The organism is Pseudomonas sp. Marseille-P9899, assembly GCF_903166565.1.
In the GTDB taxonomy this organism is placed as follows: Bacteria; Pseudomonadota; Gammaproteobacteria; order Pseudomonadales; family Pseudomonadaceae; genus Aquipseudomonas; species Aquipseudomonas huaxiensis.
On the sequence record NZ_CAESCG010000005.1, the window covers coordinates 70,214 to 91,648 of the forward strand.

The window sequence follows — 21,435 nt, forward strand, 5'->3', positions numbered from 1 at the left end:
GGACAAGCGCCGTCGAAATCTCCTCGCCGCAGAGCAATCGCGGCGGCCAACGCCACAGGGCTATACTCTGCGGCTGAATTTTCAGACATCGGACTACAAGGACTCGCCCATGAAAGCGTTTGGCAAAATCCTGGGACTGGTGGTTCTCGGGCTGTTGCTGATCGTGGTGGCCGGCGGTTTCGCCCTGACCCACCTCTTCGATCCCAACGACTACAAAGACGAGATCCGCCAACTGGCTCGCGACAAAGCTCATGTCGAGCTGACCCTCAATGGCGACATCGGCTGGAGCCTGTTCCCCTGGCTTGGCCTGGAGCTGCACGAGGCGAGCATTGCCACGCTGAACAAGCCCACCGAACCGTTCGCCGACCTGCAAATGCTCGGCCTGTCGGTGCGCGTACTGCCGCTGCTGCGCCGTGAAGTGCAGATGAGCGATGTGCGCGTGGAAGGGCTGAACCTGAGCCTGGTCCGCGATGAAAACGGCCACGGCAACTGGGAAGATATCGGCAAGCCGCTGCCCGCCAACGCCCCGGCCGCGACCGCTGAAACGGCACCTGCCACCACGGCGCCGGCGCAGACCGAGAGCAAACCGGTCGCCAGCGAACGTCCGGTGAAACTGGATATCGACAGCCTCACCGTGAACAACGCCCGGGTGCAGTACAGCGACGCCCGCAGCGGCCAGAGTTTCAGCGCCGAAAGCATCCAGTTGAGCACCGAGGCCATTCATGAAGGGATCAACATCCCGCTGAAAATGACCGCCTTCCTCAGCTCCGGCCAGCCGGTACTGCGCGCCCGCATCGAGCTCGCCGGCGAAGGGCGCTTCGACCGCACCCTCAAGCGCTACCAGTTCGAAGACATGAAACTCACCGGCGAACTGTCCGGCGAACCGCTGCAACAGAAGAGCGTGACCTTCTCCGCACAAGGCCAGTTGCTTGCCGATCTGGCCGCCAACGTCGCCGAGTGGAATGGCCTGAAGCTCTCCGCCAACCAGCTCCGCGCCCTCGGCGAACTGAGCGTGCGCGAGCTGGATAAAGAGCCGAAGATCAGCGGCGGCCTGTCCATCGCCCAGCTCGACCTGCGCAAGTTCCTCGACAGCGTCGGCGTCGAGCTGCCGGCAATGAACGACCCGACCACCCTGACCAGCTTCGAACTGGTCGGCCACCTGCAAGGCAGCAAGAACAGCCTGGCCCTGGAAGACCTGGCGATGAAGCTCGACGCCAGCACCTTCACCGGCCGCCTGGCCGTGGAAGACTTCGCCAAGAAAGCCCTGCGCATCCAGTTGAAGAACGACACGTTCAACGCCGACCGCTACCTGCTGGCCAAGAGCGAAGCGGCCGCCAGCGCCACCGCCGCGCGCCAGGCCGAGGTCAAGGGCAACGAAGTCAACGCCCTCGCCGGCTCCGGCACCACGCCGCTGCCCGATGCACCGACCCAGGTGGCCTGGAGCAGCGACAAGCTGCTGCCGGTGGACCGCCTGCGCGAACTGGACCTGCAAGCCAGCCTGAACTTCGGCGAGCTGACCCTGAACAAGCTGCCGATCCAGGACGCCGAACTCAAGGCCAACGGCCAGGGCGGGCTGATCACCCTGGAAACCCTGCGAGGCGGCCTCTACAACGGCGATTTCGAAACCCACGGCACCCTCGACGTACGCCCACAGGTGCCGCAGATCGGCCTGACCAGCAAGATCAACCGCGTGCCGGTGGAACACTTCATCAAGCACGACGGCGACAACCCGCCGGTCAAGGGCCTGCTCAGCCTCAACAGCGACCTGACCGCCAGCGGCAACAGCCAGAAGGGCCTGATCGACACCCTCAACGGCAACGCCAGCTTCGTCATCAACAACGGCGTGCTGGTCGACGCCAACCTCGAACAGCAGCTCTGCCAGGGCATCGCCACGCTCAACCGCAAGACCCTGAGCGGCGAGCCACGCGGCAAGGACACCCCGTTCCAGGAGCTCAAGGGCAACCTGACGCTGCGCAACGGCGTGGCCAGCAACCCGGACCTGAAAATCCGCATCCCCGGCCTGACCGTCAACGGCAACGGCGACCTCGACCTGCGCGTGCTGGGCATGGACTACCGCATCGGCGTCATCGTCGAAGGCGACAAGCGCGACATGCCGGACCCGGCCTGCCAGGTCAACGAACGCTTTGCCGGCCTGGAATTCCCGCTGCGCTGCCGTGGTCCGCTGGAACTGGGCGCCCGCGCCTGCCGCGTAGACAAGGATGGCGTCGGCAAGCTGGCCGGCCAGGTGCTGGGCAACCGCATCAACGAAAAACTCAATGAAAAACTCGACGAGAAGCTTGGCGACAAGGTCAGTCCCGAGCTGAAAGACGCACTCAAAGGCCTGTTCAAACGATGAACCCCGAGCAGTTTTCCAGCGCCGTGCTGGATTGGTATGACCGCCATGGTCGCCACGACCTGCCCTGGCAACAGGGCATCAACCCATACCGGGTGTGGGTCTCCGAGATCATGTTGCAACAGACCCAGGTCAGCACCGTGCTCAATTACTTCAGCCGCTTCATGGACGCCCTGCCGGACGTCCAGGCCCTGGCCGCGGCGCCCGAGGACGAAGTGCTGCACCTGTGGACGGGGCTTGGCTACTACACCCGCGCCCGTAACCTGCAGAAGACCGCGCGAATCGTTGTCGAGCAGTACGGCGGCGAATTCCCCCGTGACGTGGAAAAGCTCACCGACCTGCCGGGCATCGGCCTGTCCACCGCAGGCGCCATCGCCAGCATCAGCATGGGCCTGCGCGCGCCAATCCTCGACGGCAACGTCAAGCGCGTGCTGGCCCGCTACACCGCGCAAGAGGGTTATCCCGGCGAACCGAAGGTGGCCAAGGCGCTGTGGGCCACTGCCGAGCGCTTCACCCCGCATGCGCGGGTCAACCACTACACCCAGGCGATGATGGACCTCGGCGCCACGCTCTGCACCCGCAGCAAGCCCAGCTGCCTGCTGTGCCCGCTGGAGCGTGGTTGCGAAGCGCACATGCTCGGCCAGGAGATCCGCTATCCGCTGCCGAAGCCGCGCAAGGCTCTGCCACAAAAGCGCACGCTGATGCCGATGCTCGCCAACGACGAAGGCGCCATCCTGCTTTACCGAAGGCCCTCCAGCGGACTGTGGGGCGGTTTGTGGAGCTTGCCGGAGCTGGACAACCTGGACGACCTTGAACACCTGGCCGACCAGCACCAACTCAACATCGAAACCCGCCACGCACTCAGCGGCCTGACCCACACCTTCAGCCATTTCCAGTTGGCCATCGAGCCGTGGCTGGTACGCGTCGGCCAACAGGGCTCGCACGTGGCCGAGGCTGACTGGCTCTGGTATAACCTCGCCACCCCGCCGCGCCTGGGCCTCGCTGCCCCGGTCAAGAAGCTGCTCAAACGCGCGGCCGACGTATTGATTGCAGGAGAGTCGTCATGACCCGCACCGTAATGTGCCGCAAGTACCAAGAAGAACTGCCGGGCCTCGAGCGCCCACCGTACCCGGGCCCGAAAGGCCTGGACATCTACGAGCACATCTCGCAGAAGGCCTGGGCTGACTGGCAGAAGCACCAGACCCTGCTCATCAACGAGAAACGCCTGAACATGATGAACGGCGAAGACCGCAAGTTCATCCAGGGCGAGATGGACAAGTTCTTCTCTGGCGAGGAGTACGCAAAGGCCGAAGGCTACGTTCCACCGGCCGAATGACCCCGTAAAACGTAAGCGTCGGTATTAATTGAATAAATTTTTCAAAATTTTGTTGACGCAATCCTGAAAAAGCCTTTTAATGCGCCCCGTTGCCCAGATAGCTCAGTCGGTAGAGCAGAGGATTGAAAATCCTCGTGTCGGCGGTTCGACTCCGTCTCTGGGCACCACCTTCAGTTTTCAGGTGGTGTCAAACACACCTGAAAACACAAAAGATCCCGCCTAGTGCGGGATTTTTTTTGCCTGCTGTTTTTATCTAGCCACGCGCCAGGCTGCGCCCATCACCGACCACCAAGCTCAATGCGGGATGTTTGCGCAAATCGGCTCTCGAATCTCACTCCACGGGTCAACGGCGAGACTCGCAAGGTGTTACAAATTGTAGTAGCTTTGCGCCATCTGCGGATGGACCACGGTGAGCCTTCCGTACATTTTCTCCACCGCTAACGGAAGCACCATGTCACGGATTGAAGAGCTCAAAGAAAAGATCGACAGCAAAACCCTGAATCTCGTTCTGCTGACCATCGTGAGCATGGGCATGTACTCGTTGCTGTGGGTCTATCGCGCCAACCAGATCATCAGCGATGTGACCAAGACCCGCATCGTCGATTACACCTACTTTGTCTGGATCAGCGTCTTGCTCGGCCTGGGTGGCACCCTCAGCACCTCCTTAGAAGACCACGCCCTTGTGCTTATTGGCGGACTCATCTCCCTATCCGGTAGCGTCATGTACATTGTCTGGGCCTTCAAGGCCAGAAAGGTCCTGACCGAGTATGCGCTGACCGAGCACCGCATCTACCTGCGCATGAACGGCTTCTACACCCTCATCTTCTCGTCGTTCTACATCAACTACTGCATCAACGACTTGCCGGACGAAAAGCGTCGCCAGGATATCTACCGCAGCGACCCACCCTCCTCGCCGCCACCAAGCAGCTCACGAGGGTATAAAGCCCGGCCAGCTCCCAACTTGCACAAATGATCAAGAAGAGCCCAGGGAAGGCTCCTCGTGGACGACGACAACTTCATCCGGGAGATCCAGTAACGCCTCAAGCAAGACTGGATAACCACACCGCTTCACTCAAACCATCGCGCCACAGGAACGTAGCAAATGGCTTATACCTCCATCATTTTCAAAAACCCACAGTCCGGCGCCATGAAGGAAGCTCCCGTCGGATTCTCGTGGACGACTTTCTTCTTCGGCTTCTTCCCGGCGCTGTTCCGGGGTGACTGGAAATACGCTGCCATCCAGTTCCTGATCTCCATGATCACCATGGGCCTGAGCAATCTGGTGTTCTGCTTTATCTACAACAAGCTGTACATCAAGGACCTGATCGGCGCCGGCTTCAAGGCCCAGTCCATCGGCAGCGGCGACCTGCAATTCGCATCGTCGAAAATCGGCATGCCGATTCCGCAACTCACCGCCGCCTGATCACCAGGCCTGCGGCGCAGTACCCGAAGCCCTGACCCGAAAGCGTCAGGGCTTTTTCATTGGGCGCAGCTCAAGCGCACCGTGAACTCACCGGCGATCAGGAAAGACAGCCAATAGCGACAGGCATTGATCGACATCAATATGCCATCACCCGGAATATGTAAGGTGGCAGGTGGACATTCGAAGGAACAGAAGGCCCCTCCCATGAGTGAAGAATCCCCCGCCCTCCCGCTTCCAGAGCCGTTATCCGGGGCAGGCCAGCATCAGACCACGCCACACAAAGCCAACACCTCTCGCCCGCATCGCCGCCCTCGCAAGCCCGCCCCGATCGTCGAAACCGACATCGCTGCGGACACCCCGGCCGCCCTCGAAGTCGCTACCGCCCCGCACGGCACCAGTGAAGACAGTTCGTCGGCCAAGCTTCCGCACACCTATCCGTACAGCACGCGCATGCGCCGCGCCGAATACGACAAGGCCAAGCACTCGCTACAGATCGAGCTGCTGAAAGTGCAGAACTGGGTCAGGGAAACCGGCCAGCGCGTCGTCGTCCTGTTCGAAGGCCGCGATGCCGCGGGCAAGGGCGGAACCATCAAGCGCTTCATGGAACACCTCAACCCACGCGGCGCGCGGATTGTCGCCCTGGAAAAGCCGTCCGAGCAGGAAAAGGGCCAGTGGTATTTCCAGCGCTACATCCAGCACCTGCCGACCTCCGGTGAAATGGTCTTCTTCGACCGCTCCTGGTACAACCGCGCCGGCGTCGAGCGGGTCATGGATTTCTGCACCCCGCTGCAGTACCTGGAATTCATGCGCCAGGCGCCGGAGCTGGAGCGCATGCTGTGCAACAGCGGCATCCTGCTGTTCAAGTACTGGTTCTCGGTAAACCGCGAGGAGCAACTGCGCCGCTTCATTTCCCGTCGCGACGACCCGCTCAAGCACTGGAAACTGTCGCCCATCGACATCAAGTCGCTGGACAAGTGGGGCGAGTACACGGCGGCCAAGGAAGCCATGTTCTTCCACACCGACACTGCCGATGCACCGTGGACCGTGATCAAGTCGGACGACAAGAAGCGTGCGCGCATCAACTGCATCCGCCACTTCCTCAACGCCCTCGACTATCCGGGCAAGGACTTCCGCGTCGCCCACGAACCCGACCCGCTGCTGGTGGGCCGTGCCTCGCGGGAGCAGGAAGAAGACTTGCGCGACGAAGAAGACACCCAGCTGCAAAGCCGGGTCAGCTCGCTGCTGCTGCCGGGCTGACGCCTCAGGCCCATCGATACGCGTGAAACCCTCGCCGCCGCCGTTCAGGACGACCGCGGCGAGGCGGTTTTCATCCGCCACTGCCCTCCTGCTGGTCTGATAACCATCCTCTCCCTGCTTCGTGGCTTGGGTTTCCCGGTCAACTGCGATTCAATACGCGCAATTTGACTGACTTCGCACAAGGGAACACCGATGGCCTCTAACACCAAGCAACAGAAACGCGCCAAGCGCGCCGCCAGCAAAGCCCGCGAAAACCGTATGGTGCGCAGCGGTCAGGCGGTGAAGAGCGGCGGCGAGGGTTCTAGCGCCAGCGTCGAGCAGGTGTTCAAGAAGGCCATGGACTCCGGCAGCTACACCGGCATGTTCGAAAAAATGAAAGCGGCGCAGGACACCAGCCTGGAAGCGATGATCGCCGTGTTCATGGTCGACCCGCTGCTGACCCTGGTGCTCAAGGGCCACAAGGAAGACGACGCCAGCGACTACATCTGCAAAGTCTTCTGCGCGTATCGCAACTGGCTGGACGGCACCGAGGAAGAAGCGGCCATGGCGTGGCTGGAAAGCGATGAGTTCCAGGATGCGTATGTGGCGGCGTCGGAGATGGTGTCGAAGCAGAAGAAGTTTGGCTGATCGGAACAGGAGGGATTTTTGATGGCCTCGAACGCCAAGCAGCAAAAACGCGCCAAGCGTGCGGCCAGCAAGGCCAAGCAAAAAAGAGTGACGCGCAACAATGTCTCGAAGAACAAGGAGACCGTCCCGCCCTCCGTTGATGAGTTCTTCGCGACGGCCATGGGCGCCGGTCTCTACGACGAATTGTTCGAGGGGATGAAAGAGGCTCAGGCAACCAGCCTGACCGAGATGTGCAGCGTATTCCTTGGGGACTCGCTGCTCTCGTTGGTGGTCACCACCTACGGCGAGGACGCTGCGGCGGATTACATCTATGGCGTGCTCTGCGCCTATCGCGACTGGCTGGACGAGGCGGATCAGGAAACGGCCACCGCCTGGATCCAGAGCCCGGAGTTCGTTGAAGCGTACGAGCAGGCGGCGAAGCAGATTGAGGCTGAGGTGGCTGGCGAGCAGTGAAAAGGCTGCGGCCTCGTGTAATGCTCGTCAGTTAGCGTTTCAGTATCTTATTGGGCCTGCTTTGCAGGCCTTCGCGAGCAAGCTCGCTCCCACAGAGCCTAGCCAGATAAAGCGCTGATCCAAGGCTTTAAAAGGTTCTGTGGGAGCGAGCTTGCTCGCGAAGGGCCGCAAAGCGGCCCCAGCTTTTACTTGCCAGCAGTCAGCGCGTTATAGCTGGTCATCAAGTTCCGGTAATCCGGAATGTGATTCGAGCACAGCGCCGCCAGACCTTCGACATCGTTGCGCCAGTCGCGGTGCAGCTCACAGGCCACGCCGAACCAGGTCATCAGTTGCGCGCCCGCCGAACTCACACGATTCAGCGCCGCATCACGGGTCATCTCGTTAAAGGTGCCGGAAGCATCGGTCACCACAAACACTTCAAATTCTTCTTCCAGAGCCGACAGTGCCGGGAACGCCACGCACACCTCGGTTACCACACCCGCAATGATCAGCTGCTTCTTGCCGGTGGCCTTCACCGCTTTCACGAAGTCCTCGTTGTCCCAGGCGTTGATCTGGCCAGGGCGAGCGATGTACGGGGCATCCGGGAACAGTTCTTTCAGTTCCGGCACCAGCGGGCCATTGGGGCCTTGTTCGAAGCTGGTGGTGAGGATGGTTGGCAGGTTGAAGAACTTGGCCAGATCCGCCAGGGCCAGAACGTTGTTCTTGAAACGGTCAGGCTCGATATCGCGCACCAGGGACAGCAGGCCAGCCTGGTGATCCACCAGCAGGACAGCGGCGTCGTCTTTGTTCAGGCGGTTGTATTTGAATGCGGTCATGGTCGTTGCTCCTGAGGTTCTGATCTTCGTAAGGGTTGGTGTTTCGCGTTGATGGGAGAAGATTAAATTCAGAACCTTTGGCGCGGTAGATAGTGAAAACTGGCTTTAGCGTTCCGTAAATAGAACGAAGGCTGCTGCAGTTTTTCAGGGCAATAAAAAAGGCCGCATTGCGCGGCCTTCTTTCACTTCAACAGCTTCAGTTATCCAGCACCAACGCCCCAGCCTTCTCGGCCTTGCGCTTGCGCGCCACCAGCAGGCCCGCCGCAACCACGGCAATGCTCAGCAGAGCGGTGGAGATCACTTCTGCCCGATGATCCGGACGGATCAGCATCAGGGTCAGCACGCCAACGATGAAGAAGATGGTCGCCCAGGTCAGCACCGGGAACGCCCACATCTTGAAGTCGATCTTCTCGCCGCGCGCCATGCGCTGACGGCGCATGCGCAGTTGCGATACAGCGATCACCAGGTACACCAGCAGCGCGATCGCGCCCGAGCTGGCCAGCAGGAATTCGAACACCTGCGCCGGGGCAACGTAGTTGGCAAACACGGTCAGGAACGCCGCCGCAGTAGACAGCAGCACCGCGTAGTGCGGCGTGCCGCTGGAGGTGGTGCGCTGGGCCATGGCCGGCGCATCACCGCGCTTGCTCAGGGAGAACAGCATGCGCGACGAGGTGTACAGCGCCGAGTTCAGGCAGCTGGTCACGGCGATCAACACGACGATGTCGACGATCACCTTGGCGTGCGGCACGCCCATCAGTTGCAGCACGGTCTGGTACGAACCGACTTCAGCCAGCTCGCCCGAATTCCACGGCACCAGGGCCACGACGATGAAGATCGATACGAGGTAGAACAGGAAGATCCGCCAGATCACCGAGTTGGTCGCCTTGCTGATCTGCCGGCCCGGGTCTTTCGATTCGGCGGCGGCGATAGTGACGATTTCAGTACCCATGAACGAGAACATGGTGGTCAGCATCGCGCCCAGCACCGCGCCGAGGCCGTTGGGCATGAAGCCTTGAGTGTCGAACAGGTGGCTGACACCGCTGACCTGACTGTTCGGCATGAAGCCGAAGATCGCCGCCAGACCGAGCATGATGAAGCCGATGATCGCCACGACCTTGAGCAGGGCGAACCAGAACTCGAACTCACCGTAGTTCTTCACGCTGAACAGGTTGGTCGCGGTCAGCAACAGGGTGATGACCAGGGTGAAGACCCAGATCGCCACGTCGGGGAACCAGGCATTAAGGATGGTTGCGGCGGCGTTGGCTTCCAGCGGAATGACCAGCACCCAGAACCACCAGTACAGCCAGCCGATGGTGAAGCCGGCCCAGTGACCGATGGCACGGTCGGCATAGGTCGAGAAAGAACCGGTATCCGGCGAGGCCACGGCCATTTCGCCGAGCATGCGCATCACCAGCACTACCAGCGTGCCTGCGGCGGCGTATGCCAACAGCACGGCCGGACCTGCGGCAGCGATAGCGTGGCCGGAGCCGACGAACAGACCGGCGCCGATCACGCCTGCGATGGACAGCATGGTCACATGCCGTTGCTTGAGCCCCTGAGCGAGGTCATTGGAATTGTGCGTACCGCTCATAAAACTACCTTTGCAAAGAATGGGGGATCTTCCCGCGTTTGGAGCCGCAATGCCCTTGTGAGGCGCCCTGCGGTTCGTGGCAGCTTGATAGCAATGAGCGGGCCAGCTTGATGACCGCCTATTCCGAAACACTCTGTAACCACGATTCATAAGGCTTGCGGCGCTTTCAGCCAGTCGTTGACCGAAAGGTCGCCAACCTTGCCCGACTTTCCGTGATTACTGAAATACCCACTTACAATTAGAAATGGGCGCACCATAACCAACCACAGGTAACACCTTTGCAAATTCATGGCGCGCAAAAGGTGCAACCACAAAGCGCAACCAAGCCTCCAGCCAGGTGTTACCAACCATCGCCGCGACCAAATACGGCTTTCCAGCAGCGGCCAAAACTGGCACCATCGCGCCTTTTTTCATCATGGCTCCGGCCCCGCGAAGCGAAACGGCGGACAGCAGCGCGACAGTCCACTGCAGCGATGCGACACCCGCCGTTCCCGCGGCCGACCACCCTGCTCGACCTTGTTGGCTGTGATCCGAGCGCTATGCTAGCGTGGCGCCTCGCCAGGAAGGCCGCCAACAGCAGAACGCACCGAATCAATGAGGACCGCACATGGCCCAGGCCACGCCCGCACTGGAAATCCGCAACCTGCATAAACGCTACGGCGACCAGGAAATTCTCAAGGGCATTTCCCTCACCGCCCGCGACGGCGACGTGATCTCCATCCTCGGCTCTTCCGGTTCCGGCAAGTCCACCCTGCTGCGCTGCATCAACCTGCTGGAAAACCCGCATCAGGGCGAAATCCTGGTGGCAGGCGAGACGCTCAAACTCAAGTCCGCGCGCAACGGCGAGCTGGTGGCCGCCGACAACAAGCAGATCAACCGCCTGCGCAGCGAAATCGGCTTCGTCTTCCAGAACTTCAACCTGTGGCCGCACATGAGCATCCTCGACAACATCATCGAGGCCCCTCGTCGCGTGCTCGGCCAGAGCAAGGCCGAGGCCATCGAGCATGCCGAAGCGCTGCTCGACAAGGTCGGCATCCACAACAAGCGCCACAGCTACCCCGCCGAACTCTCGGGCGGCCAGCAACAGCGCGCGGCCATCGCCCGCACCCTGGCCATGAAACCCAAGGTCATCCTGTTCGACGAACCCACCTCCGCGCTGGACCCGGAAATGGTCCAGGAAGTCCTCAACGTCATCCGGGCCCTGGCCGAGGAAGGCCGGACCATGCTCCTGGTGACCCACGAAATGGGCTTTGCCCGTCAGGTCTCCAGCGAAGTCGTCTTCCTTCACCAAGGCCTGATCGAAGAGCAGGGATCGCCGCAGCAGGTTTTCGAAAACCCGACCTCGGCGCGTTGTAAGCAATTCATGTCCAGCAACCGCTAACGGAGCAACACGCATGCAGAACTACAAGAAATTCCTCCTGGCCGCTGCCGCCACGCTGGTGTTCTCGGCCAATGCCATGGCCGCCGAAAAACTCAAGATGGGCATCGAAGCGGCCTACCCGCCGTTCAATAGCAAAGACGCCAGCGGCCAGGTCGTCGGCTTCGACAAAGACATCGGCGACGCCCTGTGCGCCAAGATGAAAGTCGAGTGCGAAGTGGTCACCTCCGACTGGGACGGCATCATCCCGTCGCTGCTGGCCAAGAAGTACGACTTCATCGTCTCCTCGCTGTCGATCACCGACGAACGCAAGCAGGCCGTTGACTTCACCGACCGCTACTACTCCAACAAGCTGCAGTTCATCGCGCCGAAAAACGTCGACTTCAAGACCGACAAGGACTACCTCAAGGGCAAGACCATCGGCACCCAGCGCGCCACCCTGTCTGGCACCTGGCTGGAAGACACCTACGGCAGCGACATCAAGCTGAGCCTGTACGACACCCAGGAAAACGCCTACCTCGACCTGACCTCCGGCCGTGTCGACGCACTGCTGGCTGACAAGTACGTGAACTACGACTGGCTGAAATCCGATGCCGGCAAAAACTACGAGTTCAAAGGCGAGCCCGTGGTGGAAAGCGACGAAATCGGCATCGCCGTACGCAAGGCTGACCCGCTGCGCGAGAAGCTGAACGCCGCGCTGAAAGAAATCATCGCCGACGGCACGTACAAGAAGATCAACGACAAGTACTTCCCGTTCAGCATCTATTGATTCGCCCCGACCGGTACCGCCTTGCGCGGTGCCGGTCCCTTGAACACTCCTGCCCATGAATATTGATCTACACGGATTCGGCCCGGCACTCGCGGCCGGCACGCTGGTGACCGTCAAACTGGCGCTCTCGGCGCTTTGCCTGGGCCTGGTGCTCGGCCTGCTCGGCGCCTTGGCCAAGACCTCGCCGCTCAAACCGCTGCGCTGGATCGGCGGCACCTACTCGACCATCGTTCGCGGCGTGCCCGAACTGCTCTGGGTGCTCTTCATCTATTTCGGCTCCGTCACCCTGATGAGCCAACTGGGCGAACTGCTCGGCATGCCCGGCCTGGAACTCAGCGCCTTCGCCGCCGGCGTCATCGCCCTCGGCCTGTGCTTCGGCGCCTACGCCACGGAAGTGTTCCGCGGCGCGCTGCTGGCGATCCCCAAGGGACACCGTGAAGCGGGCATGGCCCTGGGGCTGTCCAAAGGCCGTATTTTCTCGCGGCTGATCCTGCCGCAAATGTGGCGCCTCGCCCTGCCTGGCCTCGGCAACCTGTTCATGATCCTGATGAAAGACACCGCGCTGGTCTCGGTGATCGGCCTGGAAGAAATCATGCGTCAGGCGCAGAACGGCGTGACCACCAGCAAGGAACCCTTCACCTTCTACCTGGTGGCGGCCTTCATCTACCTCGGCCTGACCGTACTGGCCATGACTGGCATGCACTTCATGGAAAAACGCGCCGCACGCGGCTTCGCGAGGGCCAACTCATGAATTGGGAAGTCATCATCAAGTGGCTGCCACGCCTGGCCCAGGGCGCCACGCTCACGCTTGAGCTGCTGGCCATCTCGGTCATCGTCGGCCTGATCATCGCCATCCCGCTGGGCATCGCCCGGTCGTCGCGGCTCTGGTATGTGCGCGCCGTGCCTTACGGTTACATCTTCTTCTTCCGGGGTACACCGTTGCTGGTGCAACTGTTCCTGGTCTACTACGGCCTGGCGCAGTTCGAGGCGGTCAAGTCCAGCGCGCTATGGCCGTACCTGCGCGACCCGTTCTGGTGTACTGCGCTGACCATGACCCTGCACACCGCGGCCTATATCGCCGAGATTCTGCGCGGCTCGCTGCAGGCCATCCCGCGGGGCGAGATCGAAGCAGCGCGGGCGCTGGGCATGTCCCGCGCAACCGCGATGCTCCACATCATGCTGCCGCGCGCCGCGCGCATCGGCTTGCCGGCGTACAGCAACGAAGTGATCCTGATGCTCAAGGCCAGCGCCCTGGCCAGCACGGTCACCCTGCTGGATATCACCGGCATGGCCCGCACCATCATCGCCAGGACCTACATGCCGGTAGAGATCTTCTTTGCTGCGGGCGTGTTCTACCTGGTGATCTCCTTCGTGCTGGTGCAAGGCTTCAAAGGGCTGGAACGCTGGTTGCGGGTGGACGCCGCACAAGGCCGCTGATCTAACCCACCTCCCACAGACTCACCCTCTGTGGGAGCTGGCCTAGATCTAACTCCCCCCACACATCCTATGGGAGCTGGCTTGCCAGCGATGAGTCCCTCAAATCCCCCACACAGCCCAACCCCGGTCCACTCCCATGTCCCACCTGGAAAACGACCAACTCCTACCCCGCTTCCAGGCCCTGGACCGTTTCCTCCGCCAGCATCACCCCCTCTGGCACCCGCGCCCCTTCACCACCCTGCACCTGCCGTGGGAAGCCACCCACCCGCAGCTCGCCGAGTGGCTACGCGCCCGCACACTGGAACAGGCTGAGTCCGCCCATAACCAGCCTCACACCGTCCCGGCCCCGGCGCCTTATCCACAACTCGCCGCCGAAGCCCAGACGCTGTCCGCCCTTGGCGACTTATCCACAATCGCCCTCACCCCGGCACCGCCGCGCCTGAGCACCGACGTCCCCGGCCGCAAATGGCAACAGATCGAAGCCTTCGCCGCCCACCTCAACTTTGCCCGCCGCCCGAGCCACTGGCTCGACTGGTGCGCCGGCAAAGGCCACCTCGGCCGACGCCTGCTGCACCCGGACCAACACCTCACCTGCCTGGAATACGACCCCACCCTGGTCGCCGCCGGTGAACACCTCAGCCAGCACCATCACCTTCCGGCGAGCCACCACCTCCAGGACGTCATGGCCGACAGCGCCGCCGCTCGCCTTGGCGCCGAGCACACCCCCGTGGCCCTGCACGCCTGCGGCGACCTCCACGTGCGCCTCATGCAACTCGCCAGCGCCGCCGGCTGCCCGCAACTGGCCATCGCCCCGTGCTGCTACAACCGCACCGCCGGCCCGCGCTACCAACCGTTATCCACAGCCGCCCGCGCCTCCGCCCTGCAACTCGACCTCGACGACCTTGGCCTGCCGCTGAGCGAGACCGTCACCGCTGGCAGCCGCGTCCGCCGCCAGCGCGACCAGTCCATGGCCCGCCGCCTCGGCTTCGACCTGCTGCAACGACAACTGCGCCAGACCGACGACTACCTGCCCACCCCTTCGCTGCCCAGCGCCTGGCTACAAAAGCCCTTCGCCGACTACTGCCGCGACCTCGCCGACCTCAAAGGTTTGCCAATAAAGGAAGCCCCGGACTGGGCCGCACTGGAAGCTGCCGGCTGGCAGCGCCTGGCCGAAGTGCGCAACCTCGAACTGCTGCGCAACCTCTTCCGCCGCCCGCTGGAACTCTGGCTCGTCCTCGACCGCGCGCTCTACCTGCGCGAACGGGGCTACAACGTCCGCCTCGGCACCTTCTGCCCCCACCCCCTCACCCCGCGCAACCTCATGCTGCTGGCGGAACAACCTGTGGATAACTCTGTGGGCAACTTCCCCGCAAAAACGTGAACCACGCCCGTCGCGTCGGATTTTTCCACTTGAGGCTTTTCGGCTCATCTGCTAAAGGCCAGCAAAAACAGCCATTTGGTCGCGCGACACTCTGTCGCGGCAGCGCCCTTGCATGGGGTGCAAGAGGTCGATGTGGTTTGTGCATAAGCGTTAAAGCGAATTAGGCGGCCGCAGCTCAGATCCCGTTTCACGACCACCGCTCCCCAACCTGTGCAGGCTATGTGGGAGCGAGCTTGCTCGCGAACGGCCGCACAGCGGCCGCAACCCAGACAACCACGTCCCACTGGCACCACCCCCAGCCAGCCAAAAAACGCCCCACCCCAAACGCCAAAAGCCCCGAAATACGGGGCTTCAAACAGGATTGCAAGGAAGTGGTTTACAGATCCAAACCGATCGCTATAATGGCGGCCCTACCGCCGGTATAGCTCAGATGGTAGAGCAACTGACTTGTAATCAGTAGGTCCCGGGTTCGATTCCTGGTGCCGGCACCATATAAGGGTTCAGAGAAGGCTTTCAATATCTCTGGAACTCCCGAAAAACCCGCCTTTTGGCGGGTTTTTTCGTTTTGGGGTGCTATCAGGTTCTTGTGGTAGCCATCTCTAAAAAGGGTAGCCCTGGCGCACCCTACTGCTGCTGCCCTGATCGCACATGGCTTTGTGAATACGGCCAGTGAACGGCCTTGTCCTGACTGACAGCCAGGCATGTTCCAGTCATTGAATCGCTGCGTCACCCAACCCAGCAGCTCGCGGCATGTCCGCTCAGCAGCAGAGCCCGCAGCTCTGGAGGCGGGACAAAAAAATCTGTCCCCTTTTTCTCCTTTTCTGGTCCCCTTTTTCTGTGCTTTTTCTAAGTGAGCAAAAGAGGCTTTACGCAATAATGGCCATAAGCTACGATCGCAAAGATAGCGCACAGATCCAACTTACGTTTAGCTGGTGAGGCCAGATAATGGAATATCTCTCTTATATTGTCACTTTTATAGCTGGTCTAGGTACAGGCTGGACTTTGAAAGTTGCCATTACAAAAATTTCTTCCAGAAATTCCCGCAACAGCTCCGCCTCTCAAAAGGGTAATACCGTGGGTGGTGACATGGCTGGCGGCGATATAAAAAAACAAACAAGGCGTTGACTCGCATTGTATACAAGACAGTCAGATAATGTCATTGGCGGCGACAACGCTGGCCGCGACGTTATCAAACATAACACGTACAACGTCATCAACTCGCCATCCTCTGACGAGCTTGCACTTTTATATGCAAAACTTAAAGTTGATGGTGTAGGCGACCCTGCTAGCACTGGTTTCTCACACAAGCTGCAGCACTACATGGCAGTTCCAACTGACGGAGATGTGCGCGGGCTAGAGGAGAAACTGAAGTCAAGCGGTCGCCTCGACATGTTAAATTTTGCCATACAGCAAAAAGAAACCGCAGCAAAACTGATAATGAAGTATCAAACTTCGAGAAGCGCTCAACGCGTGTTCACTATTATTCTCGACGAGCTTCACACTATCTATATGCTAACCGTAACACCAATCATTGAAAGTGGCGGCAATCGCCAAGATGTAGATTTATCCATAAATCAAGCTTTATTTACCATAAAGTCTATGCTCGGTGAAAATTTCTTAGAATTCACCGTAAAGGATTTATTGGGCCTACTATATTTTCTCGCTGGAAATTGCCACATACGGTGGGACAAAGATGCTGATATACCACCCAGCGTTTGACGCTTATCACTGCGTTTTCAGAATGCTTGCCCTAGCGGTGGCATTGAAAGAAGCAGAGATTGATCTTCTGAGGATCTGCGATTTTTATTTAACCTTTCCATCAGCAATTGCCAGCGTCAGGCTTCCAAACGGCTTGGCCCACGGCCGAAAAATTGCAAAAGCCGCCGCCAATATCTACCGAGACCCTATTAATCCAAAGAATGTATTCCGTGACATGGCGGAAATTCAAACATCTGCACTGCGAAATATAGCTGCCTCGGGCTTCATAGATCTTGACCTTTTTGAAAAGGGCAAGTTGAAAATAATTACCTCAAATGCAATACCTGAGCAAATAAAAGAGAAAATTTCGAATTTCGAGATCACCTCAGGGGAAACCTTTGAGTTCCTGGTTAAAGAGCTATCAGCCATCCCTCTTCAAGGGATAAACGGGCTAAAACACAGGACCGATCTATTAGAGTATAGATATGACATTAATTAAGCCGACTCTGAAAGTTTGCAACCTAGTAGTAAAGCAAGGTGGTCACACTGCTTTCAATGCCGACTTCCACGAAGGCGTTAACGTCATTCGAGGGCGAAATAGCTCCGGAAAAACTACTATTATGGACCTCCTTGCATATTCGCTCGGAGCAGAAAACATACGGTGGAAGCCTCAAGCTTTAAAATGCAACTTTACTATTGTTGAGGTTGAGCTTAACGGCATTCCAGTCACACTCATGAGAGAAATAAGCACCCAGACAATGAGACCTATGTCTTTCTTCTGGGGACGAATGGCCGATTCCTCCAAAGCGAGTGCTGATCAGTGGGAGCGCTACCCTTTTAAAAGATCAGAGCAAAAAATAAGCTTCACTCAGGCACTATTTGGCGCACTTGACATCCCTCAAGCCCAAGGTTCCGGGGCCTCAAATATCACTATGCATCAGATGCTTAGAGTTATTTACGCGGACCAACCATCCGTTCATAGTCCTATATTTAGGATCGATTCATTCGATAGTGCACTCACCCGTGAAACTATTGGCGGATACTTGAGCGGCATATATAGCGATGAGCTTTATAATGCCCAGCTTAGAGTTAGAGAAATCGAACGGGAACTGGAGAAAAAAATTTCCGAGCTTCGTGGGATATTTAGTGTCCTAGGTAGATCCGGACAAACACCAGAATTAGCAGACCCCACAACGGCAATAACAAAGCTTGAGAAAAATAGAGCAGATCTCGCATCTCGCATCGAGACTTTCAAGAAAGATCGAGAAGTCTCACGAAAAGAGGCTAGCGACGCGAGCAAAGTTAACGAGTCGCTGCGTAAGAAATTGAGCACAGCAAAAGGTTACGAATCAGTTCTGAAAGACAAACTAGCGTCATTAGAATTAGAAATCCTTGATTCAAATCTTTTCATAAAAGAACTTTCCTCTAGGATTGAAAACCTTGACGAGTCCAAAGTTACACGCGACTACTTCGAAAACCTTTCTTTCCAGTTTTGCCCTGGATGCTTGTCTGAAATAAAGCCTAGTGACACCCCCCACACTTGCCATCTTTGCAAATCCAGCATACAGGATAAGAATGGCGCTCAAATGTTGAGAATGCGAAATGAGCTCTCAATTCAAATCAAAGAATCAAATCTTATAGTTAAATTAAAAGAGGAGGAAGCGAACACTCTTAAAAAGGATATCCCTATCGCCAGCGCTGAAGTTAAGAAATTAGAAAAAGAATATAAGGCGGTTTCTCAAACCTGGTCAAGCGATGCCGAGATATTTCTCGAACAAACGGTTCGAGAACTTGGAGCGCTTGATGAAGAAATCAAGCAAGCTTACGAAAAACAGAAGCTTTCTTTGATAATCAAAGAACTACAATCTCAGCGTGATAAGCTCTCCGGGGAGCAAAGCTCTCTCAACGATACAATTAAATCCCTTGAACTAGCTCAAGAAAGTCGAAAGCTAGAAGTCGCTAAAGCCGTCGAAAGAAATGTAATCCGACTTCTAAAAAAAGATCTACCCCTTCAAGTCGAATTCATAAACGCCGAATCAGTAAAATTTGACTTTGAAGAGAACTCTGTTTATGTAAATGGCTCCAGGAATTTCTCGGAAAGCTCAGCGGTAGTCTTACGACACATATTCCACTTAGCCTTGTTAACGACAAGCTTGGAAATTCCTGAAATGAGAATCCCAAGATTAATGATTTTGGACGGAATTGATGATGGCGGAATGGAAAAAAACAGAAGCCATAACTTACAAAACATCATTATTGAGGAGTGTGCTAACTACAAACCCCAATTCCAGCTAATCTATGCAACTTCAGAAATAACCCCAGAAATAGAAAGTAGCGGCATGGTAGTTTCACGCGCATTTACTCCGGCCAACCGATCACTGGATGTGCGATAGAAGTGGGCGAGATTTAGTCTGGGACTGGGGGCATTTTGTGGCATCCACCAACACGGTGGAAGCAAAAATGATACAAATAGGGATGCTCTTCACTGAACTGGCTTATAAAACTGAATTTCACCAATGTTTTATAAACTCGTTCGCCCCCTGATGCCTCACCATATAAGGGTTCAGAAAGGGCTTTCAACATCTCTGCCCCCCCGAAAACCCGCCTTTTGGCGTTTTTTCATTTTTGGGGTTCGTCGAAACTCAGGAGTGCACGCGGTTTGAGGGGCAGTGTTTGGGGGCAACCGCCCACGGGGCCTCTACGAGGAATAAACTCATCCCCCTCCCCTTTTGGTCAAGCAAGCAAGTCCTTTATGTTCTATACCTCCTCTACACTACACTCAAAACTCTAAGCCCCTGCGCCTATATGCAGATATTGAGAGGAACAAGGAATGCTTACCCCCGCCCTGGGATGTATGCGAGAACTTCACGTGAAGCCTAGCAATACACTTCACCTCGAGTCCTTCGGTCGCTGGTCTCTGCGCGATAACACCGCACGAAACCAATTAGTTCTGAACTAGGTAAATAATACATGTGGCCGGTCAAATTAAAAGAGCGCGCGCTGCTCGCCTGTGCAAGAAGATGCTGTGTCTGCCATCGATTTTGCGGGCGAAATATTGAGCTGCACCACATTGTAATGGAGTCAAAAGGCGGGACCTCGTCATTTGAAAACTGTATACCTCTTTGCTATGACTGCCACGCAGAAGCAGGTCATTACAACCCCCTTCACCCCAAGGGCACAAAATATTCATCATCCGAACTCAGAAACCATAGAGACAATTGGTATCAAGCAGTTGATAAACTTATTTATTTAGAGCTCGAATGGAAAAGCAAAAGAAACAAGACTGTTAAGCAAATATATGAAGACCAAGTAATAACCCTTAAAGGATTTGTGTGGAGAGAGGCATTTCCAGGCCCGCCAAATTACGAGTCATTCGAGACTGATGAAATAGAAACTTACTGGATGCTAGTTCTACCAGAACCAGTAACATTTTATACAAACTGCATAGAAACCGAGCAAACCATTGAGGTAAGGAATGTAAAAAAACTTCAGCTCTGTGTAAGTTCAGACTTTTATAAGACAAACAAAAACATAGTTCGCACAAATGTAGAGCTAACAGGTACATTATTTGCATCACTAACTGGGCATCATCACGGCGACGCTAATTTCAAAATAAAATCTTAATATCTAGGGAACATCTGGAGCAGATTTATTTTCTACGTGACCGGAAAATAAACTTGCATTCTTTTTAATGCTTCCAATTGAGATAATCAAGGGATCAACACTGGTTCATTCTCATACTCATACACACGATCAGCCACCAATTCCGCAAAGCGCGCGGCGACATGATGTTCACTGTCTGCGAGTGAATAAAGCTCATCAATTAGCATCATCCGCTCCTTTAAATCTTTATCACTTTCAATGGGATCATGACATGCAGACAACAGTTGGGACAGCGTAGCTTTCTGATCATTCAGACCATCAAGTATTGGTGAAATGTTAGCTATGAAGGAATCTAGTTCAGTGGCTTCGCCTTTATCACGCTTCATTTTTTCACCCATCATCATATTAACTAAAGGAACAGTAACTCATGCCGACCAAATACTTAACAACATGTTTGCACCATTTGTCATATTCAGCGCTCGAGAGAATATCTTTCATATAGACACTGCCATTTCGCTGGCTAACCCACTCAATAAGCCAACACTCATTTTTCTTGATATCGAATATATATACCGAGAAGCCCTTTTCCCCACCCCCCCCAAAGGCCCGCCTCACGGCGAGCCTTCGTCAGCGGGCTTCTAACTACTCACCCCCAACCGCCTCATCTCAATCCCATCCAACACCGCATCCACCAACCCTTTCGCCATTTCCGCCGAATGCATCGGCGCAAGCAGGAGCCCGTTGCTGATGGGCAGATCTGCGTTTTCGAAGGTTTGCTGGAGGGTGTCGTAGATGCCTTGCAGGAGCAGCGAGGCGTGGACCAAGGCGTCTTCTGCGTCGATGTCGGCGCGGACGGTGAACAAGGGCGGGTGGCCGGCATTGCACTGCCCAAAGACGAGAGCGGCTGTTTTGCCGAGAATGGCTTGCGGGGGATCTGGAACAATTTTATTCATGATGAATCTCCTCCTTAAGTGGAGCCATCACCGTTCCGCGACCAAACAGATTGGTGACGACTGTGTACGGATTGGTCGACCGGGACAAAGAGGCAAACCCGGCAGGCACGAATGCCTCCCGCACACAGCCGCCATAACACGCAACAAACGCAGACGCGCCTGTACGCATGGAGGATGTATCTGTTTGCACACTTTTTAGACGGGCGACCAAACCCGATCGCTATCTCGCAGCGACCGCGAAAGCCTACAGCCCATCCCCCAACGAGGCAAGGACACCCTTCCCCCTTACTGCCCCGTTGAAACACACGGAACTAAATCCCCCGCCAACCGGGCTAATCCAGTATCGACAACTGGAAAACCC

Annotated in this window: 24 protein-coding genes and 2 tRNA genes; 20 read left to right on the forward strand and 6 right to left on the reverse strand. The window is 57.1% G+C overall.

Going from position 1 to position 21,435, the window contains the following annotated elements:
* Positions 1-109 precede the first annotated feature (109 nt).
* From HWV67_RS22685 to HWV67_RS22725, 9 genes are all read left to right on the forward strand, one after another.
* Entirely contained in the window at positions 110-2,356 is a 2,247-nt protein-coding gene (locus tag HWV67_RS22685; RefSeq protein ID WP_175652872.1) for an AsmA family protein, read from the forward strand.
* Positions 2,353-3,420 carry an A/G-specific adenine glycosylase gene (gene mutY / locus HWV67_RS22690; RefSeq protein ID WP_110972333.1) on the forward strand — a complete coding sequence of 356 codons (1,068 nt, stop codon included), beginning with the start codon at positions 2,353-2,355 and terminating at the stop codon, positions 3,418-3,420. The genes HWV67_RS22685 and mutY overlap by 4 nt, the downstream gene beginning before the upstream one ends.
* Positions 3,417-3,689 carry an oxidative damage protection protein gene (locus HWV67_RS22695; protein WP_110972334.1) on the forward strand — a complete coding sequence of 91 codons (273 nt, stop codon included), beginning with the start codon at positions 3,417-3,419 and terminating at the stop codon, positions 3,687-3,689. Before mutY ends, HWV67_RS22695 begins: the two co-directional genes overlap by 4 nt.
* A 91-nt stretch (positions 3,690-3,780) precedes the next feature.
* Positions 3,781-3,856: transfer RNA gene (locus HWV67_RS22700), tRNA-Phe, on the forward strand.
* Positions 3,857-4,140: 284 nt separating this feature from the next.
* Positions 4,141-4,662: a DUF4234 domain-containing protein gene (locus tag HWV67_RS22705; protein ID WP_175652873.1), complete on the forward strand. Its 522-nt coding sequence runs from the start codon at positions 4,141-4,143 to the stop codon at positions 4,660-4,662.
* A 129-nt stretch (positions 4,663-4,791) separates the two neighbouring features.
* A complete protein-coding gene (locus tag HWV67_RS22710; protein ID WP_175652874.1) occupies positions 4,792-5,112 on the forward strand; it encodes a hypothetical protein in 321 nt (106 codons plus the stop codon).
* Between the two features lie 204 nt (positions 5,113-5,316).
* A complete protein-coding gene (gene ppk2, locus HWV67_RS22715; RefSeq protein WP_175652875.1) occupies positions 5,317-6,369 on the forward strand; it encodes a polyphosphate kinase 2 in 1,053 nt (350 codons plus the stop codon).
* A gap of 192 nt (positions 6,370-6,561) precedes the next feature.
* Positions 6,562-6,996 carry a hypothetical protein gene (locus tag HWV67_RS22720; protein ID WP_175652876.1) on the forward strand — a complete coding sequence of 145 codons (435 nt, stop codon included), beginning with the start codon at positions 6,562-6,564 and terminating at the stop codon, positions 6,994-6,996.
* Positions 6,997-7,017: 21 nt separating this feature from the next.
* Positions 7,018-7,449 (forward strand): hypothetical protein, encoded by a 432-nt coding sequence (locus HWV67_RS22725; protein WP_175652877.1) that lies wholly within the window; start codon positions 7,018-7,020, stop codon positions 7,447-7,449.
* 185 nt (positions 7,450-7,634) lie between these two features.
* On the opposite strand, the gene ycaC is transcribed toward HWV67_RS22725, so the two are convergent.
* From ycaC to HWV67_RS22740, 3 genes are all read right to left on the reverse strand, one after another.
* Positions 7,635-8,264, reverse strand: coding sequence for an isochorismate family cysteine hydrolase YcaC (gene ycaC / locus HWV67_RS22730; protein ID WP_175652878.1), 630 nt, complete (start codon positions 8,262-8,264; stop codon positions 7,635-7,637).
* A 196-nt stretch (positions 8,265-8,460) separates the two neighbouring features.
* On the reverse strand, positions 8,461-9,855 hold the full coding sequence (gene gabP, locus HWV67_RS22735) for a GABA permease (RefSeq protein ID WP_175652879.1): 1,395 nt from the start codon (positions 9,853-9,855) through the stop codon (positions 8,461-8,463).
* 216 nt (positions 9,856-10,071) lie between these two features.
* Positions 10,072-10,269 (reverse strand): hypothetical protein, encoded by a 198-nt coding sequence (locus HWV67_RS22740; protein WP_218585615.1) that lies wholly within the window; start codon positions 10,267-10,269, stop codon positions 10,072-10,074.
* A gap of 193 nt (positions 10,270-10,462) precedes the next feature.
* Here HWV67_RS22740 and HWV67_RS22745 point away from each other — a divergent pair, with 193 nt between their 5' ends.
* From HWV67_RS22745 to HWV67_RS22795, 11 genes are all read left to right on the forward strand, one after another.
* Entirely contained in the window at positions 10,463-11,236 is a 774-nt protein-coding gene (locus HWV67_RS22745; RefSeq protein ID WP_175652881.1) for an ABC transporter ATP-binding protein, read from the forward strand.
* 13 nt (positions 11,237-11,249) lie between these two features.
* The gene (locus tag HWV67_RS22750) at positions 11,250-12,002 is read left to right on the forward strand and encodes an ABC transporter substrate-binding protein (protein ID WP_175652882.1); all 753 of its coding nucleotides are present in this window, start codon (positions 11,250-11,252) and stop codon (positions 12,000-12,002) included.
* Positions 12,003-12,057: 55 nt separating this feature from the next.
* Positions 12,058-12,753 carry an ABC transporter permease gene (locus tag HWV67_RS22755; RefSeq protein WP_175652883.1) on the forward strand — a complete coding sequence of 232 codons (696 nt, stop codon included), beginning with the start codon at positions 12,058-12,060 and terminating at the stop codon, positions 12,751-12,753.
* Positions 12,750-13,439 (forward strand): ABC transporter permease, encoded by a 690-nt coding sequence (locus HWV67_RS22760; protein ID WP_110972003.1) that lies wholly within the window; start codon positions 12,750-12,752, stop codon positions 13,437-13,439. Before HWV67_RS22755 ends, HWV67_RS22760 begins: the two co-directional genes overlap by 4 nt.
* A gap of 136 nt (positions 13,440-13,575) precedes the next feature.
* Positions 13,576-14,820: a methyltransferase gene (locus tag HWV67_RS22765; protein ID WP_175652884.1), complete on the forward strand. Its 1,245-nt coding sequence runs from the start codon at positions 13,576-13,578 to the stop codon at positions 14,818-14,820.
* 415 nt (positions 14,821-15,235) lie between these two features.
* A tRNA-Thr gene (locus tag HWV67_RS22770) sits at positions 15,236-15,311 on the forward strand.
* A gap of 454 nt (positions 15,312-15,765) precedes the next feature.
* Entirely contained in the window at positions 15,766-15,945 is a 180-nt protein-coding gene (locus HWV67_RS22775; RefSeq protein ID WP_175652885.1) for a hypothetical protein, read from the forward strand.
* Between the two features lie 6 nt (positions 15,946-15,951).
* Entirely contained in the window at positions 15,952-16,539 is a 588-nt protein-coding gene (locus tag HWV67_RS22780) for an ABC-three component system protein (protein ID WP_175652886.1), read from the forward strand.
* Positions 16,514-17,017, forward strand: coding sequence for an ABC-three component system middle component 5 (locus HWV67_RS22785; protein WP_175652887.1), 504 nt, complete (start codon positions 16,514-16,516; stop codon positions 17,015-17,017). The genes HWV67_RS22780 and HWV67_RS22785 overlap by 26 nt, the downstream gene beginning before the upstream one ends.
* The gene (locus tag HWV67_RS22790; protein ID WP_175652888.1) at positions 17,004-18,911 is read left to right on the forward strand and encodes an ATP-binding protein; all 1,908 of its coding nucleotides are present in this window, start codon (positions 17,004-17,006) and stop codon (positions 18,909-18,911) included. The genes HWV67_RS22785 and HWV67_RS22790 overlap by 14 nt, the downstream gene beginning before the upstream one ends.
* 577 nt (positions 18,912-19,488) lie before the next feature.
* Entirely contained in the window at positions 19,489-20,142 is a 654-nt protein-coding gene (locus HWV67_RS22795) for an HNH endonuclease (RefSeq protein WP_175652889.1), read from the forward strand.
* A gap of 86 nt (positions 20,143-20,228) precedes the next feature.
* Here the strand turns inward: HWV67_RS22795 and HWV67_RS22800 are convergent, their stop codons facing one another.
* Genes HWV67_RS22800 through HWV67_RS22810 form a run of 3 tightly spaced genes read right to left on the reverse strand, consistent with a single transcriptional unit; the run spans position 20,229 to position 21,074 of the window.
* Positions 20,229-20,507: a hypothetical protein gene (locus tag HWV67_RS22800; protein WP_256680177.1), complete on the reverse strand. Its 279-nt coding sequence runs from the start codon at positions 20,505-20,507 to the stop codon at positions 20,229-20,231.
* Positions 20,508-20,526: 19 nt separating this feature from the next.
* Positions 20,527-20,736: a type II toxin-antitoxin system HigB family toxin gene (locus HWV67_RS32235; RefSeq protein WP_175652890.1), complete on the reverse strand. Its 210-nt coding sequence runs from the start codon at positions 20,734-20,736 to the stop codon at positions 20,527-20,529.
* A 23-nt stretch (positions 20,737-20,759) separates the two neighbouring features.
* The gene (locus HWV67_RS22810; protein WP_175652891.1) at positions 20,760-21,074 is read right to left on the reverse strand and encodes a DUF3077 domain-containing protein; all 315 of its coding nucleotides are present in this window, start codon (positions 21,072-21,074) and stop codon (positions 20,760-20,762) included.
* Between the last annotated feature and the right edge of the window lie 361 nt (positions 21,075-21,435).

Bases quoted from the DNA above. Each gene is read 5' to 3' on its own strand.
- HWV67_RS22685 (WP_175652872.1), top strand. From the start codon at position 110: ATGAAAGCGTTTGGCAAAATCCTGGGACTGGTGGTTCTCGGGCTGTTG.
- HWV67_RS22740 (WP_218585615.1), bottom strand. From the start codon at position 10,269: ATGAAAAAAGGCGCGATGGTGCCAGTTTTGGCCGCTGCTGGAAAGCCG.
- gabP (WP_175652879.1), bottom strand. From the start codon at position 9,855: ATGAGCGGTACGCACAATTCCAATGACCTCGCTCAGGGGCTCAAGCAA.
- HWV67_RS22710 (WP_175652874.1), top strand. From the start codon at position 4,792: ATGGCTTATACCTCCATCATTTTCAAAAACCCACAGTCCGGCGCCATG.
- HWV67_RS22785 (WP_175652887.1), top strand. From the start codon at position 16,514: ATGCTGATATACCACCCAGCGTTTGACGCTTATCACTGCGTTTTCAGA.
- HWV67_RS22725 (WP_175652877.1), top strand. From the start codon at position 7,018: ATGGCCTCGAACGCCAAGCAGCAAAAACGCGCCAAGCGTGCGGCCAGC.
- HWV67_RS22760 (WP_110972003.1), top strand. From the start codon at position 12,750: ATGAATTGGGAAGTCATCATCAAGTGGCTGCCACGCCTGGCCCAGGGC.
- HWV67_RS22800 (WP_256680177.1), bottom strand. From the start codon at position 20,507: ATGAAGCGTGATAAAGGCGAAGCCACTGAACTAGATTCCTTCATAGCT.
- HWV67_RS22705 (WP_175652873.1), top strand. From the start codon at position 4,141: ATGTCACGGATTGAAGAGCTCAAAGAAAAGATCGACAGCAAAACCCTG.
- HWV67_RS22795 (WP_175652889.1), top strand. From the start codon at position 19,489: ATGTGGCCGGTCAAATTAAAAGAGCGCGCGCTGCTCGCCTGTGCAAGA.
- HWV67_RS22790 (WP_175652888.1), top strand. From the start codon at position 17,004: ATGACATTAATTAAGCCGACTCTGAAAGTTTGCAACCTAGTAGTAAAG.
- HWV67_RS22755 (WP_175652883.1), top strand. From the start codon at position 12,058: ATGAATATTGATCTACACGGATTCGGCCCGGCACTCGCGGCCGGCACG.
- HWV67_RS22810 (WP_175652891.1), bottom strand. From the start codon at position 21,074: ATGAATAAAATTGTTCCAGATCCCCCGCAAGCCATTCTCGGCAAAACA.
- mutY (WP_110972333.1), top strand. From the start codon at position 2,353: ATGAACCCCGAGCAGTTTTCCAGCGCCGTGCTGGATTGGTATGACCGC.
- HWV67_RS22720 (WP_175652876.1), top strand. From the start codon at position 6,562: ATGGCCTCTAACACCAAGCAACAGAAACGCGCCAAGCGCGCCGCCAGC.
- HWV67_RS22750 (WP_175652882.1), top strand. From the start codon at position 11,250: ATGCAGAACTACAAGAAATTCCTCCTGGCCGCTGCCGCCACGCTGGTG.
- ycaC (WP_175652878.1), bottom strand. From the start codon at position 8,264: ATGACCGCATTCAAATACAACCGCCTGAACAAAGACGACGCCGCTGTC.
- HWV67_RS22695 (WP_110972334.1), top strand. From the start codon at position 3,417: ATGACCCGCACCGTAATGTGCCGCAAGTACCAAGAAGAACTGCCGGGC.
- HWV67_RS22745 (WP_175652881.1), top strand. From the start codon at position 10,463: ATGGCCCAGGCCACGCCCGCACTGGAAATCCGCAACCTGCATAAACGC.
- HWV67_RS22775 (WP_175652885.1), top strand. From the start codon at position 15,766: ATGGAATATCTCTCTTATATTGTCACTTTTATAGCTGGTCTAGGTACA.
- ppk2 (WP_175652875.1), top strand. From the start codon at position 5,317: ATGAGTGAAGAATCCCCCGCCCTCCCGCTTCCAGAGCCGTTATCCGGG.
- HWV67_RS22765 (WP_175652884.1), top strand. From the start codon at position 13,576: ATGTCCCACCTGGAAAACGACCAACTCCTACCCCGCTTCCAGGCCCTG.